This is a genomic window from Streptomonospora alba (assembly GCF_000826685.1).
In the GTDB taxonomy this organism is placed as follows: domain Bacteria; phylum Actinomycetota; class Actinomycetes; order Streptosporangiales; family Streptosporangiaceae; genus Streptomonospora; species Streptomonospora alba.
Map to the genome: position 1 here is coordinate 1 of NZ_JROO01000046.1, position 13,206 is coordinate 13,206.

Sequence of the window (13,206 nt, forward strand, 5' to 3'; positions counted from 1 at the left end):
GGGCGGCGGCGCTCAGCGGACGATCTCGTAGCCGGCCTCGTCGATCGCGGCGTCGAGCTGCTCGCCGCTGAGCGGGTCTCGGCTCTCGACGTCGACCCGGCCGCTGCCCAGGTCGACGTCGACAGAGGTCACGCCCGGCAGCGCCGAGACCTCCTCGGTCACCGCCTTCACGCAGTGCTCGCAGGTCATGCCCTTGACGGTGATGGTGGTGGCGGCCATGGCCGACCCCTTTCCTTCCGGACGCACGTTCCTTCGCGCAAGGCGGGTCAGGAGCGCACCAGCCGGGCGATGGCCTCGGAGGCCTCGCGCACCTTCTCGTCGGCCTCCTCGCCGCCGGTGGCGACGGCGTGGCCGACGCAGTGCTTGAGGTGCTCGTCGAGCATCGACAGCGCGAAGGAGCGCAGCGCCTTGTTCACCGCGGCCGTCTGCGTGAGCACGTCGATGCAGTAGGAGTCGCTCTCGACCATCCGCTGCAGTCCACGCACCTGCCCCTCGATCCGGCTGAGCCGGTCCAGGTGGCTCTTCTTGTTGTCGTGGTAGCCGTAAGTGGCCATCTGAGTGCTCTCCTGGGTGTCCCGCTCTGCAGCCATCAATATACCCCCTTCGGGTATAGCAGCGCCCTGTGTGCGTACGGAATTCCCGCGCCGGGGTGCGTCGCCCCGGCACCATACCGGCCGCGCGACGACCCCAGTATCGCCTCCGCGGCGGGCGCATCGCCGCGAACCGGTACCCACGGGGTGTATCGGATGGACCGGGCGCGGCGCAGGGCACACGGTCGGGCTCAGGTGCGGCGCGACCGCAGCCCCATCCGGCGCAGCTCCACCTCGGCCAGCGCGGCGATCGCCGCCGCGTCGCCCGAGCGCCAGGCACCCGCCGGGTCGGGCGCCGCCTTCACCAGCCGACGCGGGCGCGCGGAGGTCAGCGCGCGCAGCGCCAGCAGCGACGTGCCCCGGTCGCCGGGCATGGACCGCAGCGCGGCGGTGGCGGAGGCCCGGCGGATCCACAGCCCGCGCGTGGGCAGCCAGGCGACCAGAGCGAACAGCACGGGCACCACCGCGGTCATCAGGGACAGCGCCAGCGCCACGGTGGCCATGGTCTCCTGGAATCCCTGCCCGGCCTCGCTCAGCGACGCACCCGCATCGCCGACGCTGCTGAAGGGCGCGGCCAGGCTCTCGCCGGCCACCGGCACGCGTGCGACCTGATCGGCGGCGTCGGCCATGTTCGCGGCGACGCCGTCGCCGGCCGACTCGATCAGCTCGCCGGGTGCGGACAGTTCCGCAAGCATGTCGTGCAGCGCCATCCCCGCCCACACCCACGCCGCGATCCATCCGGCGGTCAGCAGGTCGGCGGCGGCTTGCAGCAGGAAGCGCAGGGGGCGGTCGGCGTAGACTCTCATCGCGTCTCCCAAGGGCGCCGGGCGTATCGGCGGTACGGCGCGAGGGGGAGGGCCCGGCGCGTCCTCCCGCCCGTGCAATCCCCCTGAAAAGGCGCGTTTAGACCTTCGGGGCGCGCCGATCGCCTGCGGGCAGCCGCTTCGTGCGCCGCCCGGGCTCCTCCTGGGCGCTGCGCGCGAGCGCATCGGGCGAATCCGCAGCGCAAAGCCGCCGACGCGGGCTTGCCAAGCCCGCGCTGCGCCGCCGACCATGGGGAGTATGAACGACTCCCGAAGCCAGGAGAGCAGCATTCTCGGCCGCATCGACGCTCTGGTGACCGAGGAGCGCGATCTGCGCGAACAGAGCGAGCACCGGCTGACGCCCGAGGAGCGCCGGCGGATGCGCCTGCTGGAGAGCGAACTCGACCAGTGCTGGGACCTGCTGCGCCAGCGCCGCGCACGCGAGGAGTTCGGCGACGACCCCGACATGGTCCACCCGCGGTCCGTCGACGAGGTCGAGAACTACCGCCAGTGACCCGGCGGCGCGGGCGGGCCTGAGGCTTCGCTTCCGGCGAGGCGGAACCCGCGGCCGCGCCGCGGCGTCTCACCTTGCGACCGCACACCCGTGCCGGCGGCCGCGCGCACCGTGGGGCCTTTCGCCGGCGCCGGTGGACCAGAGCAGTTGAGACGGATCGGGCCGCCCCTCGATGCTGGAGCTACTGACCGGGACCGGGCTCGCCTCGGCCGCCGGTCTCAACGCCTACATACCCCTGCTGACCGTCGGGCTCCTCGCGCGCTACACCGATCTGCTGCCGCTGGGCGAGGGATGGCAGTGGCTGGAGCACCCCGCCGTGCTCGGCGTCCTCGGCGTGCTGCTCGTACTGGAGTTGGCCGCCGACAAGATCCCGGCCGTCGACAGCCTCAACGACGTCGTGCAGACCCTCGTCCGCCCCACCTCGGGCGGCATCACGTTCGGCGCCGGCGCCGGCGCCTCCTCCGCCTCCGCCGCCGAGCTCGCCGCCCTCGCCGACGGCGCGTCGGGCGGCGACACGGGCGCGGCCTGGTGGCAGATCGCCTCGGGGGTGCTGATCGCGCTGGTCTTCCATCTGCTCAAGGCGAGCGCACGCCCGGTCCTCAACGCGGTCACCTTCGGCGCCGGCGGCCCGGTGGTCAGCGCCGCCGAGGACGTCGCCAGTGCGCTGACCTCGGTGGCGGCCGTCGTCGTCCCGGTCCTGGGCGCGGTCGCCGTGGTGCTGCTGGCGGCGGTGGGCCTGTGGGCCCGGCGGCGGCGCAGGCGCCGCCGCGGCCGCGAGTCCGCCGCCGCGCCGGGCGTGCCCTGACGCCGGCCGCGACGAGGCGTCCCGCACGTGCGGGCGGAGCCCGGAGCGGTGGCGGCCGTGGCTTAGAGTGCTCAGCGTGGAAGACAACGGGTTCGCTCGCCTCAACGGCGTCAAGCACATCGTCTGGGACTGGAACGGCACGCTGCTCGACGACAACCACGCCAACATGGCCGCCCTCAACCGCGTCTGCGCCGAGTTCGGCCGGGAGCCGGTCGAGCTGGACTTCTGGCGCACCTTCTTCCGCAGGCCCCTGCTGGGCTGCTACGAGGACCTGCTGGGCCGCCGCCTGACCGAGCAGGAGTGGGCGCGGCTGAACCGACTCTACGACGACCACTACACCGCGATGCTGCCCTCCTGCGGACTCGCCGAGGGCGTCCCCGACGTGCTGCTCGACTGGCACGCCTACGGCGGGTCGCAGTCGCTGCTGTCGATGGCCGCCCACGACCAACTCGTCAGCCTGATCTCCGATCGCGCCCTCGGCGACCACTTCACCCGCGTGGACGGGCGGCGCTTCGACACGCCCGACGGTTCCAAGGCCCGCCACTTGGCCGCCCACCTCGACGAACTCGACGTCGATCCCGCCGCCGTGGCGCTCGTCGGCGACATCGACGACGACGGCCGCGCCGCCACCGAGGCCGGCGCTCAGGCGGTCCTGGTGGCTTCGGGACTGATGAGCCGCGAGCGGCTGGAGGCCACCGGCCACCCCGTCGTCGCCACCCCTGCACAGGCCGTGGCCGCCCTGTGCGCCTGAGCGATCCCCGCCGCCCGGCGGGCCGTCGCACGGGGTGCGACATACGGCGAGGGGCGGCACCGGCGGTGCCGCCCCTCGCTGACCGGCGGTAGCGCCGGAAGGCCGCGCCGGCCTCAGGCCAGCTGCACCTTGCGCGCGTCGTCGAAGCGGCGCTGCACGTCCGCCCAGTTCACGACGTTCCAGAACGCCTTGACGTAGTCCGCCTTGACGTTCTTGTACTGCAGGTAGAAGGCGTGCTCCCACATGTCCAGCATCAGCAGCGGGTAGGAGCCCGCGGCCAGGTTGCCCTGGTGGTCGTAGAGCTGCTCGATGATCAGCCGCTGGCCGAGGATGTCCCAGGCCAGGATCGCCCAGCCCGAGCCCTGGACGCCCGTGGCCACAGCGGTGAAGTGGGCGCGGAACGCGTCGAAGCCCCCGAACTGGTCGTCGATGGCGGCAGCGAGCTCACCCTCGGGCTTGTCGCCGCCGTCGGGCGACATGTTCGGCCAGAAGACGGAGTGGTTGACGTGCCCCGCCAGGTTGAACGCCAGGTTCTTCTCGAGCAGGTTGACCGTGCTCAGGTCGTTCTTCTCGCGAGCCTCGGCCAGCTTGTCGAGCGCGGTGTTGGCACCCGAGACGTAGGTGGCGTGGTGCTTGTCGTGGTGCAGCTCCATGATCTGACCGGAGATCCACGGCTCCAACGCCGAGTAGTCGTAAGGCAACTCGGGGAGCTCGTAAGGCGCAGGCATGATCTACGCACCTCTCTGACGCGATTCCAATGTTTGCGGGACGACTTTGATCGCCGGTAATGAAGCTATCAGCAGCGGCCCCGGGCCGCCTGTATAGCCCTTATGACAGGCCGATCCGGGAATAATCCGGAGCTTCCCCGGCGGCGCTACCCAAAGCGTGCGATTCCTATCCCCGCGACGCCCGGCGACTGCGCGGGCCGGTGCCGGAACCGGCCTAGCCGGCGCGCTCGAATCCGGCTCCGTTCCAGGTCGTACGGGCGCAGGCCACACCCCAGGCGCCCTTGCGCTTGAGGATGTCGTAGATGTGCATGCGGTCGATCCTGGGGGAGACCCCGTAGCCCGACGGCCAGGTGATCGCCCAGTCCATGTCCAGGTCCACCAGCAACTCCAGCAGCCGGGCGATCGTGGGGTCGTCCAGCCGCTCGAAGGCCTCGTCCAGCAGCACCATGCGAAGCGGGCCGTCGGCGTCGCTCTGCAGCGCGTCGTAGAACGCGGCACTGGCGGCGAACAGGGTGACATAGGACACCAGCCGGGTCTCGCCCGAGGAGAGCTGGCGGATGCGGCGGTCGCGCGGCTGCCCGTCGGGGCCGGTGTCGTGGATGCGCACCCGGTAGGTGTACCACCGGCGGTAGTCCAGCGCCCCCGAGAGCAGTTCGGCGTAGCCGCTGCCGCCGCCCTGGGCGCGTGTGGCGCGGATGCGGTCCATCAGCGCCCGGCGCAGCCGGTCGTTCTCCTCGGCGGCGCGCTGCGCCAGCGGCTTCTTGGCCAGCGCGAACGCCGCGCGCTCGGCCGGGTCCAGCTGCGGCGACGGTTCCCAGGACAGCTCCACCCGCACGCCCTGGCTGGAGTGGGCGGCCTCCAGCACGGTGTTCATCCGCCGGGTCAGCGCCTCGGCGGCACCGATCTGGCGGTGCAGCTCCTCGGCGATGTCGCCGAGCAGGTACTCCTCGAAGACGCTCTCCTCACGCTCGGTGAGGTTGTCCTCGGCCTGGGCGAGCCGGGCGGCGGTGGCGCGGGCGGTGGCGGCGACCGGCGCGGTTCCGGCCTCCTCGCTGACGGTGACGGTGAGAATGCCCCGATGCCGGTCGGCCTGCACGTCGTGCGTGCCGGCAAGCGCAGACTGCAGTGTCTGCAGGCGCCCGATGAGGTCGCGCTCCAGCGCCGCGGGATCCCCGGCCGGGCCCGAGCGGCGCTTGGCCCCGGAGCGCTTGGCGCCTGCGGCCTCGGCACCGGAGGCGCCGGCGTCTGTGTCGGCGCGCTCGGCGACGGCCTCGGCCAGCGCCGAACGCAGCTCGGCACGCTCGAAGGGCGGTTCGACCTGCCCTGTGGCGGCCTCCCACACGCCGCCGACCCCGGCGGCGTCGGTGAGCGCGTCCTCGGCGTCGGCGACCGCGGCGCGGGCCGAACGCACCTGCTCGTCCACCGCGTCCAGGCGCCCTTCCGCGTCGGCGAGGGCCTTGATGGCCGCCTCGACCTCGCTTTGGGCCTTGGGCGCGCGATTGCGCAATTCGGTTCGCTCCTCTTGCAGCGCGCCGATCTTCGCGCCGACCTCCTCGGCGTCGCTGCCCAGACCCGAGCGCAGGGTCGCCAGTACCGCATGGGCCTCGGTGTAGGCGCGATGGGTCTCGGCGGCGCCGTCCTCGGCCCTGCGGCGGCTCTCGACGGTGCCGGCGTGGTCGTCCTGAGCGGCGGCCAGCGACCGCAGCGCCTCGGCGTAGTCGCGGCGCAGCAGTGTGCCGACGCCCTCCAGCGCCTCGGCGGCGCGGCGCGCCCGTTCGCACAGCTCGCGCAGCTCGGCCGCGCCCGACGCTACGCCGAGCTCGCTGCAGGCGCGTTTGTGGTCGGTCTGCTCGGCGCTCAGCCGCGCGCGTGCGCGTGCGTGCTCGGCCTCGGCCTCCTCGGCGTCGGCGGCGGCGCGGGCGGCGGCCGAGCGGCGCGACTGGGTCTCGATATGGCCGCGCAGCACCTCGCCGATGTCGGGGAAGGCCTCCAAGCAGGCGTGCCAGGCGGACTCGCGCCGCTGGGCCGCGGCCAGCTCCTCGCGCAGCGCCTCGGCGTCGGCGCGGGTGCGGGCGATCTGCTCCTCCAGCTCGGCGGCGCGGCGGTGCCGGGCCTCTGCGCGGGCGCCGGCGCCGATGTGTTCGGCGGCGGGCTTGCGGTGCAGCCCGCACAGCGCACCGGCGCGCCAGCGCCCGTCGGGTCCCACCGCCAACGCGCCGGACCCGCCCGCCTCGGCCTGGGGGAGCGCATGGGAGCGCAGCGCCCGCGCGACGTCCTCCTGCGCGATGCCGCTGTCGCTGCCGCCGTCCGCGCGGGGCCGCAGCAGGTCTGCCGGTGACGGCTGCCCGGAGACGGCGGGGGCGAGCGCGGTGCCGTCGGCGGTGGTGAGGCTGCCGTCGGGCGCCAGGAGCACGTCGGCGAGGCCGCTGTGCCGGGCGGCGGCCAACCGGGCACGGTCCGCCTCGCCGAGGCCGGCTGCAGGCTCGACCAGCGGCGCGAGCGCAGCGCCGACCGCAGCCTCCCGCGCAGCGGGGGCCAGCAGCGGGATCGACCCCAGCAGCGCCTCGACCGCTTCGGCGTCCACGGCCGTCTCACCGGCGGCGGGGCGCAGGGCGTCGGCCAGTGAGGGGCCCGCGCACGGCGGACCCGGCAGGGCCCAGGTGTCGTCGCCCGCGAGTCCGCCCACCCAGCCGTCGGCGCGCACCCATGCGTTGAGCAGGCCGCAGGCCTGCAGCGCCGCCTCCAGACCGGCCTGCGCCGCGGCGGGCAGCCCCTCGGCGAAGTCGACCAGCCGGTGGAAGGGCGCACCGTGCGCGGGCGAGCGCTCGGCGGTCGTCAGCGCCGGGGCCGGCGGCTCCACCTCCGCCGAGGCGCGCAGCTCGTCCAGCTCGGCGGTGATGCGCTCGTGCTCGCCCTCGGTGTCGGCCAGGCGCTGCTCGGCCTGCAGCACCGCGTGCTGGGCGGCGCGCACGCGCGGCTGCAGCGCCGTACGCACGGTGCGGTGGGTGTCGCGGTAGGCCTCGGGGCCGGCGCCCACCTCGTCGCCGTCGGGCACCGCAGGCAGCTCGCCGGACTCGGGGCGGTCGTCGGCGGGCAGCGCCTCGGCGTGCCAGCGCTCGACGGCCTCGGCCCAGGCCCGGCCCAGATCACGCAGCCGCTCCTCGGCCTCGCGCACTCGGCGGGCGGCGGCGTCGGCGTCCTCGGCGGTGCGCGCGGCGTGCTCGCCCAGCCGCTGGACGCGCCGGTCCTCCTCGTCGAGGTGCTCGGCTCGCGAGCGCAGCGCCGACAGCTCGGGGCCGCGCTCGGCGGCGGCACGGCCCGCCTCCTCGACCTGCTCTGCGGCTCGGGCGGCGGCCTCCTCCAATCCGGCCGCGGGGATCTCGGGCGCCGCGGGACGGCTGACCTCCTCGGGGCGTGCGCCGGGCTCGGCGGAGAGCAGCACGTGCTCAGACGTCCGGGTGCGCTGCGGCTCGGGAGGCGGCTCGGGCAACCGCCCCAGCGCCTCTGCGAGCCCTACGCCCGCCAGCTCTTCGCGCGCCTCGGCGGCGCCGGAGGCCGCGGAGGCGCCGAGGCGCGCGACCAGCGCGGCCGCCCGCTCGATCGCCGCGACCGACTGCTCCTCGGCCGCGCGCAGCCCCGCGGCGTTCTCCAGCGCGGCACTCACGTGGCGGCGCTGGGAGGCCACGGTGGCCTCCTTGTCCTCCAGGTCGCCCAGCGCGCTGTAGGCGGGCGAGGCCTTCAGCGCCTCCAGTTCGGTCTGCACCGCGTCGGCGCGCTCGGTGACGGCGTCGCGCTCGGCCTCGGCTCCGCGCAGCGCCTCCTCGGCGGCGGCGCGTTCGGCCTCGCGCTTGGCGCGCCGGCTCCCGGCCCGATCCGCCTCGGCCTCGGCCGCCTCCAGCTTGCCGGCGCGGTCGGCAAGCACGCCCAGGGCGTAGCCGCGGTAGCCCTCGAGGAACTCGCCCAGGGCCGTGTCGGCCCGGCGCAGCCGGGCGACGTTGCGCCGCACGCCCTCCAGGTTGTCCAGGCCGGCGGCGGTGCGGGCGATGACGTCGGGGTCGACCGGCGGCAGCGCGTCGGAGAGGAGCTGCTCCAGCTGGCCCTGGAGTACTTTCAGGCCGATGTCGGGGTTGCGCAGGGTGCGCTGCAGGTGCAGCAGGTCGGTATAGCGGCTGCCGCCGCTGATGCCGTAGACGGCGGCGGCGACCCGCTGCTGGAAGGCCTCCTGGCCGCTGAAGACGGCGTCCTCGCCGAGGCGCTCGCGCAGCCGGGCCTGGCTGATGGGGCGGTCCTGCTCGGTCAGCGCGACGTCCTTGTTGATCCGCTGCGGGGTGATGAACCGCCAGGAGTCGCTGACCTGGCGGCTGGAGGCGCTGGCCTTGACGCCCACGCCGCATGTGACGAACTCCTCCGTGCCGTCGGCGGCCGCGCTGCGCAGCTCGATCCAGGCATAGCCCAGCCGCATCCCGCCCTCGGAGTAGTCGTCGAGCATCAACCGGCTCATGCTGACGGTGTCGAAGCCCTTGCAGCCCATGTTGCGCAGGTCGCCGTCCAGGCACAGCGGCAGCAGCAGCTCCAGTGTGCGCGACTTGCCCGAGCCGTTGGTGCCCTTGAAGATGACGCGGCCGCCGGAGAGGTCGAACTCCTCGTCGCGGTACTGCCACATGTTGACCACGCCGCCGCGGTGCAGCCGCCACCGCTCGCGCGGGCGCACGGCGCCCTGCGGGGGCGCGTCGCCGGCTCCGGGGTCCGCGCTCGGCGCGGCGGCGGCGACCGCCTGCTGATCGGGCTCGCTGGCGTTGATCGTGTACCTCCAAAAGCGTCCTGTCCCCTCGGGGCGGATGAGGCCGACCCCTGCGGAGCAGGGTAGAAGACGGCGCCGACGCGGCGGGGAGCCTCGGCACAGCGCACCGCGCCGGGGCCGGCCGGGCGCCGGGTTCAGACGCCGAAGAGGGCGTCCTGGCCCGCGGTCGGCTGGGCGCCGGTGCGGGCGCCCCCGGACTCGGTCTCCTCCGACTCGGCGCCCTCGCCGCTCTCGCCGCCTTCGGGGCCGTCGGGCACCGGACGGTAGCGCGCCGCCGCGGTAGAGATCTCCACCGTGCCCTCCGTGCCGGTGCGGGCCAGGCCGGACTGCTCCAGGGTCCGCACCACCGACCGCGCCAGTCGGCCGGTGTCGCGCACCGCCTCACGCGACCAGGCGCGCGGGTAGCGCTCGGCCAGCCCCGCCACGGCCGAGGAGAGCCGCTCGGCGGTGACGGGCACCCAGCCGTCCTCGCCGTCGTGGGCGCCGTCCTCCTCCGGGGCGTCGGCGAGCAGCTCGGCCGAGGCCAGCAGCGCGATGCGGGCCACCGTCCCGGTGCCCGGGAAGTGCAGGTCGGTGAGGTAGCCCTCCGGGTCCACGGCGAGCACGCCCTCCGCGCGCACCTCCAGGCGGAGTCCGGTCAGGTCCTCCAGCAGCTGCGCCTCGGCGCCCAGGTCGGCGCGCAGCCGGTCGCGCTCGGCGGCCGAGAGCGAGGAGTGCGCCACCACCGGGTCCTCCACGATCCGCCGGCGCACCCGATGGCGCTCATCGGCGCCGGCGCCCGCCTGCACCCGTGCGGCGGGCGCGGTGGCGGGATCGCCCGCCAGCTCCTCCGGCGACTCCACGCGCCCCAGCGGCGCCGCGACGAGGTGGCCCAGCAGTTCGGCGTCGACCGTCAGCAGCGCCTCGCGCTCGGCGTCCTCGGCCCACGGCGACACACTGCCGTCGGTCTCGGTGAGTACCCCCGAGTCGATCAGGTGGCGCAGGGCGGCGGCCAGCGCACGCCGGTCGACGATGCCCGAGCCCAACTCCAGGCCCGCCTCGGCGCCCAGTGTGCGCACCTCGGCGACCAGCGACGACAGCAGCAGTTGGCCCTGCCCGCCGGTGAGCACCGCGAGCACCAGAGCCAGGTAGGCGTAGGTCCGGGGGGTGAACGGCGCCCCGTTGGGCTTGTGGGCGCCGCGTACGCCGTCGGGCACGCGTCCGGTCTTGTACAGGCGGGCGAAGCCCGGCTCCACCACCAGCCGGTAGCCCAGGTAGCCCGCGAACAGCGTCTGCAGCCGGTCGGCGTAGCGCCGCACCGCCGACAGGGCCTCGCCGTCGGGCCCCTCGGCACGCAGCAGCGGGCGCCGCAGCAGCACACGCGCGCACCGGCGCACCTGGGCGGCCTCGATGTCGTCCAGGCCCTCGAACGCGGCGGTGTCGCCGGCGGAGAGCGGGTCGCGGCGATTCATCGCGCCTCCTCCGCGCCCGGCACCAGCGGGTCCTCGACGTGCAGGCGCACGTCCACGCCGTGCAACTCCAGTGCACCCAGCTCGGAGCCGATGCGCGCCACCCGGCCCTGCGGCCGCGGCTCCAGCACCACGGTCAGGCCGGTGACCGAATCGGAGGCGCTGCCCTGATCAGCGGGCCCGTCGCGGGTCGCGCCGGCCAGGGTCAGCAGCTCGCACAGCACCTCAAGCGCGTCGCTGGACAGCCGCGCCCCCGCCAGATCTTCGCGGGCCGCCGCCAGCTCGCCCACCGCGGCGCTGCGCCGACCGCGGCGGTGCTCCTCCTCTTCCAGCAGCGCGGCGCGTCCCAGCGGGTCGTCGCTGATGCGCGGCGCCGGCCCGCCGGGGGCGCGTTCGCTGCGACTGCGCACGTTGACCTCGACGTCGATGCGCCGGCCCTGCGGCCACGTGCGGGAGGGATCGGGGGAGTCGTCGTCGGCGGCCAGCGCGAGGTGGCGCGAGGAGAACAGGCCGAAGGCGGCGGCGTAGAGGTCGTGGGCGGCCTCCGGCGAGGCGGAGTCGAACCAGCCCGCCAACCGCAGCAGGTCGCGGCGGCGCCCGGGGTCCACCCCTCCGGCGCCGGTCACCCGCTTGACGTTGGCGAACAGGGCGGTGATGGCGCGGCTGGTGGCCTCACGCAGCGCGTCGACCTCGGAAGGGCGGCCGGGGCGGCCCACGAACCACCCCGTCAGCTGTTGCCAGTCGGCCGCGCGCCGACCGGGGGCGCGCTCCATCAGCTCGGTCTGGCCGCTGCGGGCCGGGCGCACGGCCAGGTCGCCGCCGGGTCCTGTCTCCAGTCGCCGCAGCAGCTCGTCGCGCCGCCGGTTGAGGGCGCCCAGCCGCAGCACCACCGGCTCGGAGTGGCGCAGCACGTCCTGGGCGATCAGTTCCACGTACTCCAGCAGCATGTGCTTGAACCCGGCCGTCTCCTCGGGCGCCAGGTCGTAGCGGGCGATGACCGAGCCGAGATAGGCGTAGAAGTCGCGCACTGCCGCGGCGAACTCCTCGTGCTGCAGGAACAGGGTGGTCACCTGCTGGGCCAGGCGCTCGCGCAGGCCGCGGGCGGAGGCCGCCTGCGGGCCGCGGCCCTGCTCGGCGTCGTCGAGTTCGCCGAGTGTGCGCTCGATGTCGGCCAGCCCGCGCTCGATGGCCGGCAGCAGTTCGCGGGAGACCTCGCGGGCGCCCTCGGCGACGTCGAGCACGTCCTCGGCGTCGCGCTGCACCCGTACGGCCAGTTTGGCCGCCTGGTAGCGCACCCGGCTGCGGGTGAACTCGGCGATGGTCGCCGCGGGCTCGCGCCGCCCCGGCACGAGGTTGCCCCAGCGGGCCAGCTGCTCCAGGCGGTCGACGACCACCTCCAGGCGCGATTCTCCGGTGTCGATCTCGCCGCGGCGCTCGGCGCCGGCCAGGGCGGCGGCGACCTCCCCGGCGCCCAGGTCGGCCATCAGGGTGGAGGTGAACAGCCGCATGATCGCCAGGTAGGTGCGGCGCTCGGGCGCGGTGAGGTAGCCGTAGAGCCGGAGCCGGTCGGCGCCGTCGTCGGCCGGGTGCTCGGCCGCGTCGGCCGTACCGGCGGGCGCGGTATCGACCGGCGCCGCCGCTCGGCTCGGCTCGGGGGTGCCGCTGTCTCCGGTGGCCCGCATGGGCTCGTCGGCGTCGTCGTTGCGCATGGCGTGCACCAACCTAGTGCGTCCGCGCGACGTACGCGCACGGTCCGCGGCCATCGGATCGGCGCGGCGCGGGCCTGTCAGCTCGCGTTGTGGCGCACCTCGAAGTGCTTGAGCGCGGCGTCGAAGTCGCCCTTGCCGCCGAGCCGCTCCCAGAAGAGCGGGAACCACTCGTCGGCCTCGTCCAGCCACACCGTCATCTGCCGTGGCTTGTCGGCCAGAAAGGTCTCGATGTTGGCGGTGACGGTGCGTACGTAGTAGCGGCACACCTCCAACCGCTGCTCCTGGGGCCAGGGGGTTCGCCGTTTGACCAGTGCGCCGGCGAAGGCCGTGATGACCCCCGCCGGATCGCCGCTGTCCCAGCGCCGGGCGAAGCTGCGCGCCACCTGCTCGGGGTCGCGGCGCAGGTGCACGTAGAGGGGCTCGTCGCCGTAGCGCTCGTCCAGCTCGCCCAGGAACCAGGAGAGGCGGTTGTCGACCTCGATGTGCCGCTCGGGAAAGTCCAAGCGGTCATCGCCCGCGAGGTGGGCCCGGCTCTCGTGGCCGACCGCGAAGTCGGTCAGCTCCCCGCAGGCGTTGGCGAAGGTGACCGAACCGCAGCGGCCGGTGTTCAGCACGAAGACACGCATTTGCACCCCTGGATAGAGACGGGAGCGGCGGTGGGGCGGACACCACGGGACACGCGGCACATCGTCACCGCCGAACCCCGGCGATCGGGACACGGGAGCGGAAGCACCGACGGCATTTGTCCGGAAGTTTACTCACCGGTCGGTCCCCGTCCTCCCGTGCGGCACGCCGGAATGCGGAACCTGTCCTTGCGGAAGCCCCCGCCGCCGCGGTCGTGCCGTCCGCTCGTGCCCCGGGGGCACCGGGGCGATGCGGTGCGCCGTAGCATTCGACAGCGGCCTTCGGGAATCGGTGAATGCTCGCATCAAGGGCGGGGTTCGGCGTTCCGCGCCCATTAGCCCGGATCGTGCTCCGGCTCGCTGCGTTGCCGTTACTCCAGGAGGTCACCGCCACCCATGTCCGCGTCGTCCTCGGCCCGTGGCCCGGCCGCTGC

General features: G+C 74.6%; 11 protein-coding genes. 3 read left to right on the forward strand and 8 right to left on the reverse strand.

The window, feature by feature from the left end; translation table 11 throughout:
- Positions 1-12: 12 nt before the first annotated feature.
- The 3 genes from LP52_RS22260 to LP52_RS22270 all read right to left on the reverse strand — a co-directional run bounded on the left by LP52_RS22260 (position 13) and on the right by LP52_RS22270 (position 1,396).
- A complete protein-coding gene (locus LP52_RS22260) occupies positions 13-219 on the reverse strand; it encodes a heavy-metal-associated domain-containing protein (protein WP_040276333.1) in 207 nt (68 codons plus the stop codon).
- Between the two features lie 47 nt (positions 220-266).
- Positions 267-554, reverse strand: a complete 288-nt coding sequence (locus LP52_RS22265; RefSeq protein WP_040276334.1) for a metal-sensitive transcriptional regulator — start codon at positions 552-554, stop codon at positions 267-269.
- A gap of 227 nt (positions 555-781) precedes the next feature.
- Positions 782-1,396, reverse strand: a complete 615-nt coding sequence (locus LP52_RS22270; protein ID WP_040276335.1) for a hypothetical protein — start codon at positions 1,394-1,396, stop codon at positions 782-784.
- Between the two features lie 256 nt (positions 1,397-1,652).
- Here LP52_RS22270 and LP52_RS22275 point away from each other — a divergent pair, with 256 nt between their 5' ends.
- The 3 genes from LP52_RS22275 (at position 1,653) to LP52_RS22285 (ending at position 3,463) form a co-directional block, all read left to right on the forward strand.
- Complete coding sequence (locus tag LP52_RS22275; protein ID WP_040276336.1) at positions 1,653-1,907, forward strand: DUF2630 family protein; 255 nt, start codon at positions 1,653-1,655, stop codon at positions 1,905-1,907.
- Between the two features lie 172 nt (positions 1,908-2,079).
- The gene (locus LP52_RS22280; protein ID WP_040276337.1) at positions 2,080-2,712 is read left to right on the forward strand and encodes a DUF4126 domain-containing protein; all 633 of its coding nucleotides are present in this window, start codon (positions 2,080-2,082) and stop codon (positions 2,710-2,712) included.
- Positions 2,713-2,788: 76 nt separating this feature from the next.
- Entirely contained in the window at positions 2,789-3,463 is a 675-nt protein-coding gene (locus tag LP52_RS22285) for an HAD family hydrolase (protein ID WP_040276370.1), read from the forward strand.
- 113 nt (positions 3,464-3,576) lie between these two features.
- Here LP52_RS22285 and LP52_RS22290 read toward each other — a convergent pair whose 3' ends face one another.
- The 5 genes from LP52_RS22290 to LP52_RS22310 form a co-directional block, all read right to left on the reverse strand.
- Complete coding sequence (locus LP52_RS22290) at positions 3,577-4,191, reverse strand: superoxide dismutase (RefSeq protein WP_040276338.1); 615 nt, start codon at positions 4,189-4,191, stop codon at positions 3,577-3,579.
- Between the two features lie 214 nt (positions 4,192-4,405).
- Positions 4,406-8,902 (reverse strand): SbcC/MukB-like Walker B domain-containing protein, encoded by a 4,497-nt coding sequence (locus LP52_RS22295; RefSeq protein WP_040276339.1) that lies wholly within the window; start codon positions 8,900-8,902, stop codon positions 4,406-4,408.
- 224 nt (positions 8,903-9,126) lie between these two features.
- The gene (locus tag LP52_RS22300) at positions 9,127-10,443 is read right to left on the reverse strand and encodes a TIGR02678 family protein (protein WP_052810150.1); all 1,317 of its coding nucleotides are present in this window, start codon (positions 10,441-10,443) and stop codon (positions 9,127-9,129) included.
- Positions 10,440-12,149, reverse strand: a complete 1,710-nt coding sequence (locus tag LP52_RS22305; protein ID WP_040276372.1) for a DUF2397 domain-containing protein — start codon at positions 12,147-12,149, stop codon at positions 10,440-10,442. The genes LP52_RS22300 and LP52_RS22305 overlap by 4 nt, the downstream gene beginning before the upstream one ends.
- A 77-nt stretch (positions 12,150-12,226) precedes the next feature.
- Positions 12,227-12,775 carry a hypothetical protein gene (locus LP52_RS22310; RefSeq protein ID WP_040276340.1) on the reverse strand — a complete coding sequence of 183 codons (549 nt, stop codon included), beginning with the start codon at positions 12,773-12,775 and terminating at the stop codon, positions 12,227-12,229.
- Positions 12,776-13,206 lie beyond the last annotated feature (431 nt).

Coding starts and splice junctions, on each gene's coding strand:
- LP52_RS22270 (WP_040276335.1), bottom strand. CDS start 1,396: ATGAGAGTCTACGCCGACCGCCCCCTGCGCTTCCTGCTGCAAGCCGCC.
- LP52_RS22265 (WP_040276334.1), bottom strand. CDS start 554: ATGGCCACTTACGGCTACCACGACAACAAGAAGAGCCACCTGGACCGG.
- LP52_RS22275 (WP_040276336.1), top strand. CDS start 1,653: ATGAACGACTCCCGAAGCCAGGAGAGCAGCATTCTCGGCCGCATCGAC.
- LP52_RS22300 (WP_052810150.1), bottom strand. CDS start 10,443: ATGAATCGCCGCGACCCGCTCTCCGCCGGCGACACCGCCGCGTTCGAG.
- LP52_RS22280 (WP_040276337.1), top strand. CDS start 2,080: ATGCTGGAGCTACTGACCGGGACCGGGCTCGCCTCGGCCGCCGGTCTC.
- LP52_RS22310 (WP_040276340.1), bottom strand. CDS start 12,775: ATGCGTGTCTTCGTGCTGAACACCGGCCGCTGCGGTTCGGTCACCTTC.
- LP52_RS22290 (WP_040276338.1), bottom strand. CDS start 4,191: ATGCCTGCGCCTTACGAGCTCCCCGAGTTGCCTTACGACTACTCGGCG.
- LP52_RS22305 (WP_040276372.1), bottom strand. CDS start 12,149: ATGCGCAACGACGACGCCGACGAGCCCATGCGGGCCACCGGAGACAGC.
- LP52_RS22260 (WP_040276333.1), bottom strand. CDS start 219: ATGGCCGCCACCACCATCACCGTCAAGGGCATGACCTGCGAGCACTGC.